Source organism: Pseudomonas linyingensis (genome assembly GCF_900109175.1).
GTDB lineage: Bacteria > Pseudomonadota > Gammaproteobacteria > Pseudomonadales > Pseudomonadaceae > Geopseudomonas > Geopseudomonas linyingensis.
In genome coordinates this window covers 54676-72066 of the sequence record NZ_FNZE01000016.1, presented here as the reverse complement: position 1 = coordinate 72066, position 17391 = coordinate 54676, and the positions used below count along the sequence as shown (strand labels likewise).

Annotated in this window: 16 protein-coding genes; 6 read left to right on the top strand and 10 right to left on the bottom strand. The window is 68.2% G+C overall.

The features are described 5' to 3' along the window. Window positions 1-71 precede the first annotated feature (71 nt). From BMZ19_RS17675 to BMZ19_RS17655, 5 genes are all read left to right on the top strand, one after another. Complete coding sequence (locus BMZ19_RS17675) at window positions 72-2357, top strand: ABC transporter permease subunit (RefSeq protein ID WP_090312901.1); 2286 nt, start codon at window positions 72-74, stop codon at window positions 2355-2357. 81 nt (window positions 2358-2438) lie between these two features. After that, window positions 2439-4055 (top strand): phosphate ABC transporter permease PstA, encoded by a 1617-nt coding sequence (gene pstA / locus BMZ19_RS17670; protein ID WP_425287182.1) that lies wholly within the window; start codon window positions 2439-2441, stop codon window positions 4053-4055. Window positions 4056-4143: 88 nt separating this feature from the next. After that, the gene (gene pstB, locus BMZ19_RS17665; RefSeq protein WP_090312900.1) at window positions 4144-4977 is read left to right on the top strand and encodes a phosphate ABC transporter ATP-binding protein PstB; all 834 of its coding nucleotides are present in this window, start codon (window positions 4144-4146) and stop codon (window positions 4975-4977) included. Window positions 4978-5119: 142 nt separating this feature from the next. Further along, window positions 5120-5848 carry a phosphate signaling complex protein PhoU gene (gene phoU / locus BMZ19_RS17660; RefSeq protein WP_090312899.1) on the top strand — a complete coding sequence of 243 codons (729 nt, stop codon included), beginning with the start codon at window positions 5120-5122 and terminating at the stop codon, window positions 5846-5848. Between the two features lie 192 nt (window positions 5849-6040). Then, on the top strand, window positions 6041-7000 hold the full coding sequence (locus BMZ19_RS17655) for a peptidoglycan DD-metalloendopeptidase family protein (protein WP_090312898.1): 960 nt from the start codon (window positions 6041-6043) through the stop codon (window positions 6998-7000). A 35-nt stretch (window positions 7001-7035) separates the two neighbouring features. On the opposite strand, the gene BMZ19_RS17650 is transcribed toward BMZ19_RS17655, so the two are convergent. From BMZ19_RS17650 to phoB, 3 genes are all read right to left on the bottom strand, one after another. Continuing rightward, window positions 7036-8370, bottom strand: a complete 1335-nt coding sequence (locus tag BMZ19_RS17650) for a hemolysin family protein (RefSeq protein WP_090312897.1) — start codon at window positions 8368-8370, stop codon at window positions 7036-7038. Between the two features lie 110 nt (window positions 8371-8480). Then, a complete protein-coding gene (gene phoR / locus BMZ19_RS17645; protein WP_090312896.1) occupies window positions 8481-9782 on the bottom strand; it encodes a phosphate regulon sensor histidine kinase PhoR in 1302 nt (433 codons plus the stop codon). 69 nt (window positions 9783-9851) lie between these two features. Beyond that, window positions 9852-10541, bottom strand: coding sequence for a phosphate regulon transcriptional regulator PhoB (phoB, locus tag BMZ19_RS17640; RefSeq protein WP_090312895.1), 690 nt, complete (start codon window positions 10539-10541; stop codon window positions 9852-9854). A gap of 243 nt (window positions 10542-10784) precedes the next feature. On the opposite strand from phoB, the gene BMZ19_RS17635 reads away from it, so the two are divergent. Beyond that, the gene (locus BMZ19_RS17635) at window positions 10785-11189 is read left to right on the top strand and encodes a COG4315 family predicted lipoprotein (RefSeq protein WP_090312894.1); all 405 of its coding nucleotides are present in this window, start codon (window positions 10785-10787) and stop codon (window positions 11187-11189) included. Window positions 11190-11239: 50 nt separating this feature from the next. Here BMZ19_RS17635 and ubiA read toward each other — a convergent pair whose 3' ends face one another. The 7 genes from ubiA to BMZ19_RS17600 form a co-directional block, all read right to left on the bottom strand. After that, window positions 11240-12130 (bottom strand): 4-hydroxybenzoate octaprenyltransferase, encoded by an 891-nt coding sequence (ubiA, locus tag BMZ19_RS17630; RefSeq protein WP_090312893.1) that lies wholly within the window; start codon window positions 12128-12130, stop codon window positions 11240-11242. Window positions 12131-12236: 106 nt separating this feature from the next. Then, complete coding sequence (locus BMZ19_RS17625) at window positions 12237-13160, bottom strand: cation diffusion facilitator family transporter (protein ID WP_090312892.1); 924 nt, start codon at window positions 13158-13160, stop codon at window positions 12237-12239. Between the two features lie 65 nt (window positions 13161-13225). After that, a complete protein-coding gene (gene arsJ / locus BMZ19_RS17620; RefSeq protein WP_090312891.1) occupies window positions 13226-14455 on the bottom strand; it encodes an organoarsenical effux MFS transporter ArsJ in 1230 nt (409 codons plus the stop codon). Between the two features lie 173 nt (window positions 14456-14628). Beyond that, window positions 14629-15636 (bottom strand): ArsJ-associated glyceraldehyde-3-phosphate dehydrogenase, encoded by a 1008-nt coding sequence (locus BMZ19_RS17615; protein WP_090312890.1) that lies wholly within the window; start codon window positions 15634-15636, stop codon window positions 14629-14631. Window positions 15637-15666: 30 nt separating this feature from the next. Next, complete coding sequence (locus BMZ19_RS17610; RefSeq protein WP_090312889.1) at window positions 15667-16164, bottom strand: phosphatase domain-containing putative toxin; 498 nt, start codon at window positions 16162-16164, stop codon at window positions 15667-15669. Between the two features lie 20 nt (window positions 16165-16184). Next, the gene (gene arsH / locus BMZ19_RS17605; RefSeq protein WP_090312888.1) at window positions 16185-16898 is read right to left on the bottom strand and encodes an arsenical resistance protein ArsH; all 714 of its coding nucleotides are present in this window, start codon (window positions 16896-16898) and stop codon (window positions 16185-16187) included. A gap of 22 nt (window positions 16899-16920) precedes the next feature. Beyond that, window positions 16921-17391, bottom strand: a complete 471-nt coding sequence (locus BMZ19_RS17600) for an arsenate reductase ArsC (protein ID WP_090312887.1) — start codon at window positions 17389-17391, stop codon at window positions 16921-16923.

Here is a 17391-nt window from a genome sequence, read left to right as displayed (position 1 = left end):
CGAGAGTGGCGGGCGCTGCTGCGTCACCACCCTGTAATCTTTGTGTCATAAATCACCGTTAGGGTGTGCGCATGAATGACTTGGCCAACGAAACCATGACTTCCTCCCTGAAAACGCAACGACTGGATTTCAATACGCCGGCGCTGCAACGCAAGCGGCGCATGCGCGCACTCAAGGACCGCCTGGCACACTGGTACGTGTCGATTGGCGGTCTCGCCGTGCTCGGCGCCATCACCCTGATCTTCTTCTACCTGGCCAGCGTGGTCATTCCGCTGTTCGGCGGCGCTTCGCTCGAGGCGCACGACGCGCAGCAGCCGGCCTGGCTGGCGCAGCAGGAGCAGCCGCTGCTGCTGGCCATCGAGGAGCAGAACCAGGTAGCCATGCGCCTCGACCGCCGCGGCCAGGTGCAGTTCTTCGACCTGCAGAGCGGCGCTGCGCTGAACAGCGTCAACGTGGCCCTGCCGGCCGGCAGCCAAGTCATCTCGGTCGCCGAGGACCAGCCGGGCAGCCGTCGGGTGGCGCTGGGCCTGTCCAATGGCCAGGTGCTGGTGCTGCAGCACAACTACAAGGTTTCCTACCCGGACAACGTCAAGACCATCGTCGCCGGGATCGACTATCCGTTCGGCGCCGAGCCGATCGCCCTCGACCCGCAGGGTCGCGCGCTGGACAAGGTCGGCCTCAGCCTCAACGGCTCGACCCTGCTGCTGGCCGCCTCCACCGGCAGCGAGCTGCACGTGCTCGGTCTTGAGCGCGAGGAAAACCTGTTCACCGGCGAGACCAGCCTCAGCGAGCGACGCATCGCCCTGCCGCAGATCGCCGACCCGATCCACGCCCTGGAGATCGACCCGCGCCACCTGTGGCTGTACGTGTTCAACGGTCGCGCCACCGCCGACGTGTTCGACCTGCGCAGCAACAGCCTGAACGGTCGCTACAACCTGGCCCGCGACGGCGACACCGAAATCACCGCGGCCAGCCCGCTGCTCGGTGGCATCTCGCTGATGGTCGGCGACTCCAAGGGCGGCATCGCCCAGTGGTTCATGGTCCGCGACCAGGATGGCAAGGCGGCGCTGACCCGCATCCGCGACTTCCAGCTGGGCGACAGCCCGGTGACCCAGATCCTCGCCGAGGAGCGCCGCAAGGGCTTCCTCGCCCTGGACGCCGAGGGCACCCTGGGCATCTTCCACAGCACCGCGCACCGCACCCTGCTCACCGAGCGGGTCGCCGAGGGCAGTGCGGTCGCCGCGCTGTCGCCGCGCGCCAGTCGCGTGCTGGTGGAGAGCAACGGCCAGCTGCAGCGCTTCGTGATCGACAACCCGCACCCGGAAGTGTCGTGGAGCGCGTTGTGGAACAAGGTCTGGTACGAGAGCTACGACGAACCCAAGTACGTCTGGCAGTCGACCTCGGCCAACACCGACTTCGAACCCAAGCTGAGCCTCGCGCCGCTGGCCTTCGGTACCCTCAAGGCGGCCTTCTACGCCATGCTGCTGGCCGCCCCGTTGGCGATCTGCGCGGCGATCTACACCGCCTATTTCATGGCCCCGGCGATGCGCCGCAAGGTCAAGCCGGTGATCGAGCTGATGGAGGCGCTGCCGACGGTGATCCTCGGCTTCTTCGCCGGCCTGTTCCTCGCCCCCTACGTCGAGGGCCACCTGCCGGGCATCTTCAGCCTGCTGCTGCTGACCCCGGTCGGCATCATCCTCGCCGCCTGGCTGTGGAGCCGCCTGCCGGAAAGCATCCGTCTGCGCGTGCCGGACGGCTGGGAAGCGGCGCTGCTGATTCCGGTGATCATCGCCGTCGGCGCCTTGTCGCTGGGCATGAGCGGCCACCTGGAGAACTGGTTCTTCGCCGGCGACATGCGCCTGTGGCTGTCCAACGACCTGGGCATCCCCTTCGACCAGCGCAACGCCCTGGTGGTCGGTCTGGCCATGGGCTTCGCGGTGATCCCCAATATCTATTCGATCGCCGAAGACGCCGTGTTCAGTGTGCCGAAGAGCCTGACCCTCGGCTCCCTGGCGCTCGGCGCCACGCCGTGGCAGACCCTGACCCGCGTGGTGATCCTCACCGCCAGCCCGGGCATCTTCTCGGCGCTGATGATCGGCATGGGCCGCGCGGTGGGCGAGACCATGATCGTGCTGATGGCCACTGGCAACACGCCGATCATGGAAATGAACATCTTCGAAGGCCTGCGCACCCTGGCCGCCAACGTGGCGGTGGAGATGCCGGAGTCGGAGGTCGGCGGCAGCCACTACCGCGTGCTGTTCCTCGCCGCGCTGGTGCTGCTGACCTTCACCTTCGTGATGAATACCCTGGCGGAGCTGATTCGCACCCGCCTGCGCAAGAAATACGCCTCGCTCTAAGACTCGGGAAGGTAGACGTCCGTGAACGTGAAACAGAAAAACCTCAAAGCCTGGTTCAAGAGCGGCACGCCCTGGGTGTGGATGACCGGCGGTGGCGTCTCCATCGCGGTGATCATGACCCTCGGTCTGCTGGCGGTGATTGCCGTGCGCGGTCTCGGCCACTTCTGGCCGGCCGACGTGCTGGAAGCCGAATACCGTGTGCCCGGCCAGGCGGCCAAGCTGATCGCCGGCGAGCTGGTGCAGGCCGAGGAAGTGCCGCGGGCCCGTCTGGCGGCCAGCGGCCTGCCGGTGGATGCCGCGGGCGGCGAGTTCATGACCCGCGAGCTGCTCAAGGTCGGCAACCGCGAGGTGTTCGGCGCCGACTTCAACTGGGTGGTCGGCGAGTGGCTGCATGAGTCGCACACCCCCGAACAGCTGATGGTGCTCGAGCGCCGCGAGTGGGGCAACTTCTACGGCTACCTGCTGGGCGTCAAGGAAGGCGGCAAGCCGGTGGCCGAGGGCGACGCCGCCTGGGCCGAGCTGCAGGCGCGCATCCAGCGTGTCGACGAACTGCACGCGCAGATCGCCCGCCTCGAGAAGAAGGACATCGGCCGCATCAACGCCGGCCTCGAGCGCCTGCGCCTGCAGACCCGCCGGCTGGAGCTGGAAGGTCGCCTGGACGCCGCTGCCCAGGCCGACCTGGACGCCGAGCGCGCCCAGTGGGATGCCGAATACAAGGTGCTGGAAAGCCAGCTGATCGACCTGCAGCAGCAGTTCAATCGCGACAGCATCATGGTCAAGACCGTCGACGGTCGCGAGCTGGAGCTGAGCCTGGGTAAGGTGGTGCGCGCCTACCAGCCGAACGGCATGGGCACCTTCGACAAGCTGGGCTTCTACTTCGCCAAGCTGTGGGAGTTCGTCAGCGACGAGCCGCGCGAGGCCAACACCGAGGGCGGCATCTTCCCGGCGATCTTCGGTACCGTGATGATGACCCTGATCATGGCGGTGATTGTTACCCCGTTCGGCGTGCTGGCAGCGATCTACCTGCGCGAGTACGCCAAGCAGGGCCTGCTGACTCGCATCATCCGCATCGCGGTGAACAACCTGGCCGGCGTGCCGGCGATCGTCTACGGCGTGTTCGGTCTGGGCTTCTTCGTCTACGTGCTGGGCGGCTCGATCGACCGGCTGTTCTTCCCCGAGGCGGCGCCGGCACCGACCTTCGGCACCCCGGGCCTGCTGTGGGCCTCGCTGACCCTGGCGATCCTCGCCGTGCCGGTGGTGATCGTCGCCACCGAGGAAGGTCTGGCGCGCATCCCGCGGGCTCTGCGCGAAGGTTCGCTGGCGCTCGGCGCGACCAAGGCCGAGACCCTGTGGAAGGTGGTGCTGCCGATGGCCAGCCCGGCGATGATGACCGGCCTGATCCTCGCCGTGGCCCGCGCCGCCGGCGAAGTGGCCCCGCTGATGCTGGTCGGCGTGGTCAAGCTGGCGCCGAGCCTGCCGGTGGACGGCAACTACCCGTACCTGCACCTCGACCAAAAGATCATGCACCTGGGCTTCCACATCTACGACGTCGGCTTCCAGAGCCCCAACGTCGAGGCCGCCCGCCCGCTGGTGTACGCCACCGCGCTGCTGCTGGTGCTGGTGATCGCCCTGCTCAACCTGAGCGCGGTGTACATCCGCAACCAACTGCGCGAGAAGTACAAGGCGCTGGATCACTAAGACCGACACAGGCGCGGGCGACGCTCGCGCAATGGCCCGCAGTGTTCGCTCCTGCGGGTGAACCCGAGTTAACGGTGGAGCACACCCCATGCAACACGAATCCCACAGCCACGGCATCGACATCGGCGCCCTCGGCCGCAAGAAGCAGACCCTCGACCTGGCCAGCGAGCCGGTGGCCCTCGAGGTGCCCGGCCTCAACCTGTTCTACGGCGACAAGCAGGCGCTGTTCGACGTCAGCCTGAACATCCCGAAGAACCGCGTCACCGCCTTCATCGGCCCGTCCGGTTGCGGCAAGTCGACCCTGCTGCGCACCTTCAACCGCATGAACGATCTGGTCGACGGCTGCCGGGTCGACGGCGAGATCCGCCTCGACGGTCACAACATCTACGCCAAGAGCGTCGACGTCGCCGAGCTGCGCCGCCGCGTCGGCATGGTGTTCCAGAAGCCCAACCCGTTCCCCAAGAGCATCTACGAGAACGTGGTCTACGGCCTGCGCCTGCAGGGCATCAACCAGAAACGCGTGCTCGACGAGACCGTGGAGTGGGCGCTGAAGAGCGCCGCGCTGTGGGACGAGGTCAAGGACCGCCTGCACGACTCGGCGCTGGGTCTCTCCGGCGGCCAGCAGCAGCGCCTGGTGATCGCCCGTACCGTGGCGGTGCAGCCGGAAGTGCTGCTGCTCGACGAACCCTGCTCGGCGCTCGATCCGATCTCCACCCTCAAGGTCGAGGAGCTGATCCACGAGCTGAAGAGCAAGTACACCATCGTCATCGTCACCCACAACATGCAGCAGGCGGCGCGGGTTTCCGACTACACCGCGTTCATGTACATGGGCAAGCTGATCGAGCTGGGCGACACCGATACCCTGTTCACCAACCCGGCGAAGAAGCAGACCGAAGACTACATCACCGGTCGCTACGGCTAGTGGCCATGGCAAATCGCGCCGGGCTGCGTCGGCGACGCTTGCCGTACTGATTGTACTGTCTGCGCGTCGCCTCCTTGCCCGACACGATTTTCCAAGGGCCACTTCACCTACCAACGTATTCGGCTTCATCGAGGGTTCGCACATGATCAACAAGGACAGCCTTACCCATCACATCTCCGCCCAGTTCAACGCCGAGCTGGAGGAGATCCGCAGCCACCTGCTGGCCATGGGCGGCCTGGTGGAGAAGCAGGTCACCGACGCGGTCAACGCGCTGGTCGACGCCGACTCCGGCCTGGCCCAGCAGGTGCGCGAGGTCGACGCGCAGATCAACCAGATGGAGCGCGACATCGACGAGGAGTGCGTGCGCATCCTCGCCCGCCGCCAGCCGGCGGCCTCCGACCTGCGCCTGATCATCAGCATCTCCAAGTCGGTGATCGACCTCGAGCGCATCGGCGACGAGGCCACCAAGATCGCCAAGCGCGCCATCGAGCTGTGCGAGGATGGCCAGGCGCCGCGCGGCTACGTCGAGATCCGCCACATCGGCGAGCAGGTGCGCAAGATGGTCCAGGAGGCGCTGGACGCCTTCGCCCGCTTCGACGCCGACCTGGCCCTGTCGGTGGCCCAGTACGACAAGATCGTCGACCGCGAGTACAAGAGCGCCCTGCGCGAGCTGGCCACCTACATGATGGAAGACCCGCGCTCGATCTCCCGCGTGCTCAGCGTGATCTGGGCGCTGCGTTCGCTGGAGCGCATCGGCGACCACGCACGCAACATCGCCGAGCTGGTGATCTACCTGGTGCGCGGCACCGACGTGCGCCACACCGGCCTGGCCAAGCAGGGCCCGGCCGCGGCGGCCGACGACAAGGCCTGACAGCTCGCGTCGCCAGCGGCCGGCGCCTGGTGCGGCTCCGGCCGCTGGCCCTGGCTTGACCTGGGTCAAGCCAGGGCCAGAATGCCCCGCCACCGGGCGCGAGGCCGGTCACAACCCGCGCCTGCGCGACTCGCCGCGGCGCGCCGCTGCCTGTAGGCTTGCCCGATCCCGATCTGCTGACAGCGTGCCATAATGCCTGCCCGTCTGCTCCTGTTGCCCCTCCTGCTCGGCCTGGCCGCTCCGGTCAGCGCGCTGACCGTCTACAAGCACGTCGACGCCAATGGCGTGGTCACCTACAGCGACCAGGCCAGCCCTGGCGCGCGGGTGTTCCAGCTCGCCGCGCCCGGCAGTCGCCCGCAGGGCGCGCTGCCGGTGCTCGACGATCCGCTGGACTACCGGGTGCATCTGGATACCCACAAGCACGCCGGCGGCGAAACCCTGCGGGTGCACAACGAGATGTTCGCGCCGGTGGAGATCGAGCTGCGCCTGGAGGATGTCGCCAACGCCTCGGGCGTGCCGGACCGGCCGCTGCGCTGGATCCTGCCGCCGCGCAGCCAGATCCGCCTGCTGACCCTGGCACCGCGCGATCCAGCCCAGCCGCTGCGCTACACGCCCAGGCTCAGCCACGCCCTCGGCGATCCGCGCCTGCTGCCCAAGCCACACCGCTATCCGCTGCCCTGGCGCGGCGGGCCGTACCGCCAGAGCCAGGGCGCCAATGGCAAGTACAGCCATTTCACGCCCAAGGGCCGCTATGCGGTGGACATCGCCATGCCGGAAGGCACGCCGATTCTCGCCGCGCGCGACGGCATGGTGGTGGCCACCCTCAACAACCAGGCCGGCGCCGCGCCCAATCCCGGCGGCAACCATGTGCGCATCCTCCACGACGACGGCACCATGGGCGTCTACCTGCACCTGCAGCAGGGCTCGGTGCAGGTCGGTGTGGGGCAGCGGGTGCGCGCCGGTGCGCCGATCGCCCGCTCCGGCAACACCGGGCGCAGCAGCGGTCCGCACCTGCACTTCGTGGTGCAGCGCAACGTCGGCCTGGCGGTGGAGTCGATTCCCTTCCAGTTCGCCCAGCCGGTCGACAGCCTGCCCAACTTCGCTGTCGGCGGCGAGGATCGCTGGGTCGGCGCGAGCTCCGCGCGCGACTGAGCGTACCCGCAAGTCCGCGGCCGCCGCGCGGCCGATCAACCCAGCCTGAGCACCTTGGCGATGACGATCTTCGGCCCCTTCATCTTCTTGACGATGATGCGCAGGCCGTGGGTTTCCAGGCTTTCGTCTTCCGTGGGCAGGCGCTTGAGGGTGTCGTAGACCAGCCCGGCCAAAGTGTCGGCCTCGACGTCGTCGAGGCTCACCTCGAGCAGGCGCTCGATCTTGAACAGCGGCGTGTCGCCGCGCACCAGCAGCTTGCCCGGCTGGTAGGCGAGCAGGCCGCGCTCGGTCTTGCGGTGCTCGTCCTGGATGTCGCCGACCAGCACCTCGAGCACGTCCTCCATGGTCAGGAAACCGACCACCTTGCCGTCGGCCTCCTCGACCAGGGCGAAGTGCGCGCCGCCCTGGCGGAACTGCTCGAGCAGGCGGCCCAGCGGCATGTGCCGCGACACCCGCTCCAGCGGGCGCAGCAGGCCATGCAGGTCGAAGGCGCTGCTCTGGCCAAGGGCGGGCAGGGCCAGCAGCAGGTCCTTGATGTGCAGCACGCCGACGAACTGCTGCTCGGCGTCCTGCACCGGGTAGCGGCTGAACTTGTGCAGGCGGATTTCGGCGAGGATCTCATCGAGGCTGGCGTCGGCGTGCAGGCAGACCAGGTCCTCGCGCGAGTTGGCCCAGTCGACCACCTCCAGCTCGCCGAGCTCCATCGCCGAGGCCAGCACGCGCATACCCTGGTCGCTGGGGTCGCGGGCGCGGCTGGAGTGGAGGATCAGTTTCAGCTCGTCGCTGCTGTAGTGGTGCTCGTGGTGCGGTCCCGGCTCGCCTTGCCCGGCGATGCGCAGGATGGCGTTGGCGCTGGCGTTGAGCAGCCAGATCGCCGGGTACATGGCCCAGTAGAAGGCGTACAGCGGCGCGGCGGTCCACAGCGACAGGCGCTCGGGCTGGCGGATCGCCCACGACTTGGGCGCCAGCTCGCCGACCACGATGTGCAGGTAGGAAATGATGAAGAACGCGGTGAAGAAGGCGATGCCGTGCACCAGCGCCGGCGAGGCGATGCCCAGATAGCCCAGCAGCGGCTCGAGCAGGTGGGCGAAGGCCGGCTCGCCGACCCAACCGAGGCCCAGCGAGGCGAGGGTGATGCCCAGCTGGCAGGCCGACAGGTAGGCGTCGAGCTGATTGTGCACGGTGCGCAGGATGTGCCCGCGCCAGCCGTGCTCGGAGGCGATGCTCTCAACGCGAGTAGCGCGCAGCTTGACCATGGCGAACTCGGCGGCGACGAAGAAGCCGTTGAGCAGGACGAGGAACAGGGCGAACAGGACGAGGCCGAAGTCGGCGAAGTAGCTGGCGGCGGTGTAGCTGGGGGAAGGGTCCATGGAGGGCTTTTCGGCGGGGGAAAGCCCATAGCATGGGAGGCTGCGGCGGGTCTTTCAAGTTCGCCCGGCGGCGCGCCCGGTTGTGGGCGACGCCGGGCGCCCGTGGTGGCTCAGCGGCGCACCACCTGCGCGGGCGGAAAGTGGCAGCTGAAGGTGCTGCCCTTGCCGATGACGCTGTCGATCTGCAGCTGGCCGCGGTGGTGGATCAGCACGTGCTTGACGATGGCCAGGCCCAGGCCGGTGCCGCCGGTGTTGATCGAGCGGCTGGCGTCGACCCGGTAGAAGCGCTCGGTCAGCCGCGGCAGGTGACGGGCCTCGATGCCGATGCCGCTGTCCTGCACGCTCAGGTGGGCGCCGGCGGCGTCGGCCCACCAGCGGATGCGGATCTCGCCGCCGTCCGGGCTGTACTTGACCGCGTTGAACACCAGGTTGGAAAACGCGCTGCGCAGCTCCGTCTCGCTGCCCTTGAGCTTCACCGTCGCGTCGGCGTCGAGGCTGATGCGGTGGTTGCGGGTGCCGGACAGCGCCTGGGCGTCGTTGCGGATGCTCAGCAGCAGCAGGTCGACCGCCACCGGCTTGTTGTCGGCCGGGTAGTCGGCCGCCTCCAGGCGGGCCAGCAGCAGCAGGTCGTTGAGCAGGTTCTGCATGCGCGAACCCTGCTGCTGCATCTGTTGCAGGGCGCGCCGCCAGCGCGGATTGACCTCGTCGACGTTGTCGAGGAGGGTTTCCAGGTAGCCGGTGATCACCGTCAGCGGTGTGCGCAGCTCGTGGGAGACGTTGGCGACGAAGTCCTTTCGCATCTGCTCGAGCTGGTGGACGCGGGTCACGTCGCGCACCAGCATCAGGTGCTCGCCGTTGCCGTACAGGGTCAGCTGGAACTGCAGACGGACATGGTCGTTGACCGGCGAGGGCAGCTCCAGCGGTTCGCGGTAGTTCTCCTGCTCGAAGTACTCCTTGAAGCGCGGATGGCGCACCAGGTTGGTGATCGGCTGGCCGCCGTCCTGCTTGCGCTTGAGGCCGAGCAGGGTGCCGGCGGCGCGGTTCCACCACTCCAGGTTGCCCTGGCGGTCGAGCATGATCACCGCGTCCTTGAGCGCCGCGGTGGACTCCTGCACGCGGTCGATCACCGCCTGCAGGCGGCCGCGGGCGCGCTGGTTGCGCTTCTGCAGGTGGTAGATGGCGTCGAACACCTCGCCCCACACCCCGGAGCTCTCCGGCGGCAGCTCGTCGGGACCGGAGCGCTGCAGCCAGTGGTGCAGGCGCAGCAACTGGCGCAGGTTCCAGTACAGGTAGGCGCTCAGGCCGGCGACCAGCGCCCAGGCGTACTCGCCGGTGATCAGGCCGAGCAGCAGGCAGGCGCCGATCAGCAACAGCAGGCGGCGAATGAGGATGCCGCGCCAGTCTTGTTTCACCTTGCGATCCTTGTAAAGCGGCCGCCCGGACGGGCGGCAAAGGCGGTTCTGCGGTCTGCGGCGTAGCCGTCAGCTCTTGGTGGAGAAACGATAGCCGGTGCCGCGCACCGTCTGCACCAGGTTTTCGCAGGTTTCGCCGAGGGCCTTGCGCAGGCGGCGGATATGCACGTCGACGGTGCGCTCCTCGACGTAGACGTTGCCGCCCCACACCTGGTCGAGCAGCTGGCTGCGCGTGTAGGCGCGCTCCTGGTGGGTCATGAAGAACTGCAGCAGGCGGTACTCGGTCGGTCCCATCTCGGCCGGCTTGCCGTCGATGGTGACGCGGTGGCTGAGCGGGTCGAGGACCAGCCCACCGACCTCGATCGGCACCTCGCCGTCGCTGGCGCCAGCGCGGCGCAGCACGGCCTTGAGGCGGGCGACCAGCTCGCGCGGCGAGAACGGCTTGGTGATGTAGTCGTCGGCGCCGACTTCCAGGCCCTGGATCTTGTTGTCCTCGTCGCCCTTGGCGGTGAGCATGATGATCGGCGTGCCGGCGGTCAGCTCGTCGCGCTTGAGGCGCCGCGCCAGCTCGATGCCCGAGGTGCCGGGCAGCATCCAGTCGAGCAGGATCAGGTCGGGCTTGCGGTCGACGATCAGCGCATGGGCCTGCTGGCTGTTCTCCGCCTCGAGGCACTCGTAGCCGGCCATTTCCAGGGCGACGGCGATCATTTCGCGGATCGGTGCTTCGTCGTCAACGATGAGGATGGATTTGCCAACCATGGGAGCGGTCTCTGTATTCCGTGGGTATGCCGGGCATTACATAACGGAATTATTGCAGTGGTGTTACATGCGAGCCGGCCGGCGAGCGTTCGAGCAGCCTCGACTATGCTGGAAGGGTTGTCGGCGGCTGCCGGCAAGCGGTGCCTGGTGGGTCATTCTCCTGCAGGTGTGGTCGGCTGGGCCGGCCCGTGCGGTGATCTTGGCTTTCGCCAGGTCGTTCCATCCTACCCGAGGATAGCTGCAATGCTCAGAATTCCCCCCACCCTGCTGGCCCTCGCCGGTGGCGCGCTGTTTGCGCTGCTGGGGCAGGTCCAGGCGGCCGAGCCGGCGATGGTCAAGGACGGCATGCTGGTCGACGCCCGGGGCATGACCCTCTACACCAACGACAGGGACAGCATGGGCAAGTCCAGCTGCAACGACGCCTGCGCCGACAACTGGCCGCCGCTGGCAGCCAGCGCCGACGACAAGGGCGACATGCAATGGAGCACGTTCAAGCGCGACGACGGTAGCTGGCAGTGGGCCTATGGCGGCAAGCCGCTGTACACCTTCAAGCAGGACCAGAAGCCCGGCGACATGCTAGGTGACGGCAAGATGGACGTCTGGCACGTCGCCAAGCCGGCAGCGGCAACTAAAAGCGGCGGCTACTAGGCCGGACCGCCCGGCCACCTCCGGCGCCGCGTGGCGCCGGAGGATGCGCGTCAGCGCAGGGCGTAGTCGGCGATGGTGCCGGCGAGGATCGCCAGGCCAGCCCAGTGGTTGTGCAGGAAGGCATGGAAGCAGGCCATGCGCTCGCGCGAGCGGGTGCTCCAGTACTCCCAGGCGAAGCAGCCGGCCGCCACGGCGAGGCCGAGGTGGAAGTACAGGCCCAGCTCGAAGCGCGTCGCGGCCATCAGCAGGCACAGCAGGCTGAGGCCCTGGAGGATGACGATGATCGGGCGGTCGGCGTCGCCGAACAGGATGGCGGTGGACTTCACGCCGATGCGCAGGTCGTCGTCGCGGTCGGTGATCGCGTAGTAGGTGTCGTAGGCCACCGTCCACAGCAGGTTGGCCAGATACAGCAGGCCGGCCGCTGCCGGCAGGCTGCCGGCCTCGGCGGTGAAGGTCATCAGGATGCCCCAGGAATAGGCCGCGCCGAGCACCACCTGCGGGTAGTAGGTGTAGCGCTTCATGAACGGGTAGAGCGCGGCCAGCGCCAGGGCGCCGCACGACAGCCACACGGTGGCGGCGTTGGTCAGCAGCACCAGCACGAAGGCCACCGCCATCAGCGCGGCGAACACCAGCAGCGCCTCGCGTGGGGTGACCCGCCCGCTGGCCAGCGGACGCTCGCGGGTGCGCTCGACGTGGCCGTCGACGCGGCGGTCGGCGAAGTCGTTGATCGCGCAACCGGCCGAGCGGGTGAGGATCACGCCGAAGGTGAAGATCAGCAGGTTGGCCAGCGACGGCACGCCGCCTGCAGCGATCCACAGCGCGGTGAGGGTCGGCCACAGCAGCAGGTAGATGCCGATCGGCCGGTTCAGGCGCGTCAGGTCGATGAAGTCCTGGGCGCGCGGGTGCAGGCGGGCCAGGGGCTTGAGCAGGGAGAGTGACATCGCGGGCCTCGTTCTGAACGACGAAGGGCGGGATTATACGGCCTGGCGTCTCCGCCTGGCCGCGCTGCGGATGGCGGCCGGTCTGAAGCCTGCCGCCGCGTGCGCCTCAGCCGGCCCTCGGCCGCGCGCAGCCCAGCGGGCAGCCGAGATCCCGCTCCAGTTGCAGGGTGGCGTGGTCGATGCCGAAGTGCTCGTGCAGTTCGCGGGCGATGCGTTGCAGGAACTGGTCATTCTCCGGCAGCGGACTCATGGCCATGTGCGCGGTGAGCGCCACCTCGGCGGTGCTCATCGCCCACACATGCAGGTCATGCACGTCACAGACCCCGGGCAGCGCCAGCAGATACTCGCGCAGCGCCGGCAGGTCGACCTGTTCCGGCACGCCGTCGAACAGCAGGTGCAGCGACTGGCGGAACAGCGACCAGGTGCCGAGCACGATCGCCACGGCAATCGCCAGGCTGACCAGCGGGTCGATCCAGCTCCAGCCTTGCCACAGGTACAACGCTCCGGCCAGCACCACGCCCACCGAGACCAGGGCGTCGGCGGCCATGTGCAGGAAGGCGCCGCGCAGATTGAGGTCGCTGCGACTGCCGGAGAAGAACAGGGCGGCGGTGATCGCGTTGACCAACACGCCGATACCCGCCACCAGCATCACCACCTCGCCGGCAATCGCCTCGGGCTGCTGCAGGCGCTGGATCGACTCCCAGCCCAGCGAGCCCATGGCCACCAGCAGGATCGAGGCGTTGACGAAGCTGGCGAGAATCGAGCCGCGCCGCCAGCCATAGGTATGCCGATCGTTGGGGCGCAGGCGGGTGGCGGCCAGGGCCGCCCAGGCGAGGATCAGCCCGCCGACGTCGCTGAGGTTGTGCCCGGCATCGGCGAGCAGGGCCAGCGAGTTCACCTGCCAGCCATAGAAGGCCTCGACCAGCACGAAGCCGAGGTTCAGCGCGATGCCGATGGCGAAGGCGCGGTCGTAGCGCTGCGGCGCGTGGCCGTGAGCGTGGTGCTCGTGGTGAGGATGTGCGTGCGCCATGTGCCGTCTCCGTTCCCGCGCGCCCGGCAAGGGCGCGGCTGTCCAGGCTCTCCGCTGGTCTGGGTTCAGGATGCCTGAGCGGCCGCGGCATGTCGCGGCAGGCCGATGGAAATCAGCGCGGCGAGCAGCACGAAGGCGCTGGACACCCACAGGCAGGCCTCCAGCCCCCAGGCCTGGAACACCCAGCCGGACAGCAGGGTGCCGATCAACCGGCCCAGCGCGTTGGACATGTAGTAGAAGCCGACATCCAGCGACACCCCGTCCTCCTTCGCATAGCTGACGATCAGGTAGCTGTGCAGCGAGGAGTTGATGGCGAACAGCGCACCGAACAGCAGCAGGCCGCCGATCAGCACCGTCTGTGCCGGCAGAGCGCTGCCGAGGCCCAGGGCGATGGCCGCCGGCAGACCGGCCAGCAGCGCCGCCCAGACGAATGCGGCGCGGCCGTCCGGCAGCTTGCCGCGGCGCTTGCCGGTGAAGTACGGGGCGAACGACTGCACGAAGCCATAACCGATCACCCACACGGCGAGGAAGCCGCCGACCTGCCAGAAGTCCCAGCCGAAGCTGCTGGCCAGGTACACCGGCAGGGCCACCACGAACCACACGTCGCGGGCGCCGAACAAAAACAACCGCGCGGCAGACAGGATGTTGATCGCCCGGCTCTTCGACAGCAGGTCGCGGAACTTCGGCTTGCTCTTCGCCTTGCCGAGATCCTTCTTCAGCGTCACCAGGCTGGCCAGCCAGATCAGCGCCAGCACCGCCGCCATCGCCAGCACCGCGCCGGCAAAGCCGAGCGCCGTCAGCAGCGCGCCGCCGAGGAAGAAGCCGACGCCCTTGAGGGCGTTCTTCGAGCCGGTGAGCAGCGCCACCCACTTGTACAGGGTGCCCTGCTGGGAGTCGGCGACCAGCAGCTTGATCGAGCTCTTGGCGCTCATCTTGTTGAGGTCCTTGGCGATGCCGGACAGCGCCTGCGCCGCCATCACCCAGGGCACCGTGAGCATGGCCGCCGGCACGGTGAGCATCAGCAGCGCCGCGACCTGCAGACCCAGGCCGATGTTCATGGTGCGGTTGAGGCCCAGATGGGCGCCCAGCCAGCCACCGACCAGGTTGGTGACCACGCCGAAGATCTCGTAGAACAGGAACAGCGCGGCGATCTGCAGCGGGCTGTAGCCGAGACCGTGGAAATGCAGCACCACCAGCATGCGCAGAGCGCCGTCGGTGAGGGTGAAGGCCCAGTAGTTGCCGGTGACCAGCAGGTACTGGCGGATTTCGGGAGAAAGACGGGACAGGGCGTGCATGGGGAAGTCCGGTTGCGGCTCGGCGTGTTGGTGGGAGGCCCGACCTCGGGGCGAAGTTCTTGGCGGGCCTGTGGCCCGCAACGCCGCGAGGGCGCGCCTCCTGCCAGGCAAGGCGACCTGGCTTGCGCGTGCCCACGCTGGCGCGTCGGCACGCCCTTGGCGCGCCCGCTGACTTACTGGGCCAGGCCGACCTTGCGCGCCAGCTCCACGGTGCGGTTGGCGTAGCCCCACTCGTTGTCGTACCAGGCGTAGACCTTCACCTGGGTGCCGTTGACCACCAGGGTCGACAGCGCGTCGACGATCGACGAGCGCGGGTCGGTGCGGTAGTCGATGGACACCAGCGGGCGCTCCTCGTAGCCGAGGATGCCTACCAGTGGACCTTCGCTGGCGGCGGCCTTGAGCAGGGCGTTGACCTCCTCGGCTGTAGTAGCGCGCTCCATCTCGAACACGCAGTCGGTCAGCGAGGCGTTGGCCAGCGGCACGCGCACCGCGTGGCCGTTCAGCTTGCCGCGCAGCTCGGGGAAGATCTCGGCGATGGCGGTGGCCGAGCCGGTGGTGGTCGGGATCAGGCTCATCAGCGAGGCGCGGGCGCGACGCAGGTCGGTGTGCGGCTGGTCGAGCAGGCTCTGGGTGTTGGTCAGGTCGTGGATGGTGGTGATCGAGCCGTGGCGGATGCCCAGCGCCTCGTGCAGCACCTTGACCACCGGGGCCAGGCAGTTGGTGGTGCAGGAGGCGGCGGTGACGATGCGGTGTACGGTCGGGTCGAACAGCTGGTCGTTGACCCCCAGTACCACGTTGAGGGCACCGGCTTCCTTGACCGGCGCGCTGACCACCACGCGCTTGACGCCCTGATCCAGATAACCCTGCAGCAGGGCCACCTTGGTCATCTTGCCGCTGGCCTCGATCACCAGGTCGCAGCCCGACCAGTCGGTGTCGGCGATGGCCTTGTTGTGGCTGACCTGGATGCGCTTGCCCTCGATGACGATGCAGTCGCCGTCGCTGCCCGCCTCGTGCTGCCAGCGGCCGTGCACCGAATCGAAGTTGAGCAGATGGGCGTGGGTCGCCGCGTCGGCGGCCGGGTCGTTGATCTGCACGAACTCCAGCTCCGGCCAGCCCCAAGCCGCGCGCAGGGCCAGACGTCCGATGCGGCCGAAGCCGTTGATGCCTACCTTGATGGTCATGGTCTTGTTCTCTCTCTTCCCGGTGAAGATTTATGCGGCGTCGAACTGGGCGAGCCAGGCCGCGTGGGCCGGATGCTGGATCGCCTTGGGGCGCAGGGCCTGCACCAGCGCCACGGCCTCGGCGCGCGACAGGCCGCGGTCGATGAGGATGCGCGCGGCGATCAGCCCGGTGCGTCCCGAGCCGCCCTTGCAGTGGATGGCGATGCTGTGGCCTTCGTTCAACAGAGTATCGATGCGCGCGCGCGCCTGCGCCCAGGCGGCGGCGAAATCGTCCAGCGGCACCTGCTCGTCGGCCACCGGCAGGTGGAACCACTCCAGGTCGCGCGCGGCGCACAGCGCCGGCAGCTCGGCGGCCTGGTTCTGCTCCAGCTCGCTGGCCGGCATCAGGGTGATCAGCGCCTCGGCGCCGGCCGCGCGCAGGGTGTCCAGGGCGTCAGCCACGCTGGTGTCCTTGCTGCCCGGGCACGGGGTGAAGATCAGTCGGCCGGAGCAGCCGGGGACGCCGAGGATGTCGTAGGGATGGGACACGATGGGTTTTCCTTGGAGGTTCAGAGGGTGCGCAGGTTGACGCGGCGGGACAGCTCTTCGGCTGACTCCTTGCGTTCGGAGTAGCGGTCGACCAGGTAGTCGGCGCGTCCGCGCAGCAGCAGGGTGAACTTGACCAGTTCCTCCATCACGTCGACCACCCGGTCGTAGTAGGCGGATGGCTTCATGCGACCGGCTTCGTCGAATTCGAGGAAGGCCTTGGCCACCGAGGACTGGTTGGGGATGGTGAACATGCGCATCCAGCGACCGAGCACGCGCATCTGGTTGACCGCGTTGAACGACTGCGAGCCGCCGCAGACCTGCATCAGGGCCAGGGTCTTGCCCTGGCTCGGACGGATCGCGCCCATGGTCAGCGGGATCCAGTCGATCTGCGCCTTGAACACCGCGCTCATCGCGCCGTGGCGCTCCGGCGAGCACCACACCTGGCCTTCCGACCAGAGCACTAGCTCGCGCAGCTCGCGGACCTTGGGGTGGTCCTCCGGTGCATCGTCCGGCAGCGGCAGGCCGGACGGGTCGAAGATGCGCGTCTCGGCGCCGAAGCGCTGGAGCAGGCGCGCGGCTTCCTGGGCCAGCAGGCGGCTGTAGGAGCGCTCGCGGTTGGAGCCGTAGAGCAGCAGGATGCGCGGCGGATGTTGCGGCTGCGCCGGCAGGCCGAGCATGTCCAGGTCGGGCAGGTCGAGCAGTTCGGGATCGATGTTGGGTAGGTCGTCGTGCATGGCGTTCATCCGGGGCAAGGGGTTACAGGCTGCCGATACGGACCAGCTCGGCCCTCAGGGCATCGGCATCCAGCTGATCGAACGGCAAGGCGAGAAAGGCCTGGAGGCGGGTCTTGATCCGGGCGACCGTGGCGTCGAACGCGGCGGCGATTTCGGCATCGCTGCCCACCACCTCGGAAGGGTCCGCCAACCCCCAGTGCGCGCGCAGCGCCGGGCCGAAGAGCACCGGGCAGACCTCGCCGGCAGCCTTGTCGCAGACGGTGATGACCAGGTCGGGTTGCAGCTCGGCATGCGCTTCAGTGGACTTGCTGGACAGACCGTCGCAGGCCACCCCCGACCGCTCCAGCGCCTTCAGCGTCAGCGGATGGACGAAGCCCTTCGGCTCGCTGCCGGCGCTGTAGGCGCGCAGGCCGGGCGGAGCCAGATGATTGAACAGGGCTTCGCAGAGGATGCTGCGGCAACTGTTGGCCGTGCACAGGAACAGAACCTTCAT

Coding starts and splice junctions, on each gene's coding strand:
- BMZ19_RS17635 (WP_090312894.1), top strand. CDS start 10,785: ATGCTCAGAATTCCCCCCACCCTGCTGGCCCTCGCCGGTGGCGCGCTG.
- BMZ19_RS17675 (WP_090312901.1), top strand. CDS start 72: ATGAATGACTTGGCCAACGAAACCATGACTTCCTCCCTGAAAACGCAA.
- phoB (WP_090312895.1), bottom strand. CDS start 10,541: ATGGTTGGCAAATCCATCCTCATCGTTGACGACGAAGCACCGATCCGC.
- BMZ19_RS17615 (WP_090312890.1), bottom strand. CDS start 15,636: ATGACCATCAAGGTAGGCATCAACGGCTTCGGCCGCATCGGACGTCTG.
- ubiA (WP_090312893.1), bottom strand. CDS start 12,130: ATGTCACTCTCCCTGCTCAAGCCCCTGGCCCGCCTGCACCCGCGCGCC.
- arsJ (WP_090312891.1), bottom strand. CDS start 14,455: ATGCACGCCCTGTCCCGTCTTTCTCCCGAAATCCGCCAGTACCTGCTG.
- BMZ19_RS17655 (WP_090312898.1), top strand. CDS start 6,041: ATGCCTGCCCGTCTGCTCCTGTTGCCCCTCCTGCTCGGCCTGGCCGCT.
- pstA (WP_425287182.1), top strand. CDS start 2,439: ATGACCGGCGGTGGCGTCTCCATCGCGGTGATCATGACCCTCGGTCTG.
- BMZ19_RS17600 (WP_090312887.1), bottom strand. CDS start 17,391: ATGAAGGTTCTGTTCCTGTGCACGGCCAACAGTTGCCGCAGCATCCTC.
- phoU (WP_090312899.1), top strand. CDS start 5,120: ATGATCAACAAGGACAGCCTTACCCATCACATCTCCGCCCAGTTCAAC.
- BMZ19_RS17625 (WP_090312892.1), bottom strand. CDS start 13,160: ATGGCGCACGCACATCCTCACCACGAGCACCACGCTCACGGCCACGCG.
- arsH (WP_090312888.1), bottom strand. CDS start 16,898: ATGCACGACGACCTACCCAACATCGATCCCGAACTGCTCGACCTGCCC.
- BMZ19_RS17650 (WP_090312897.1), bottom strand. CDS start 8,370: ATGGACCCTTCCCCCAGCTACACCGCCGCCAGCTACTTCGCCGACTTC.
- pstB (WP_090312900.1), top strand. CDS start 4,144: ATGCAACACGAATCCCACAGCCACGGCATCGACATCGGCGCCCTCGGC.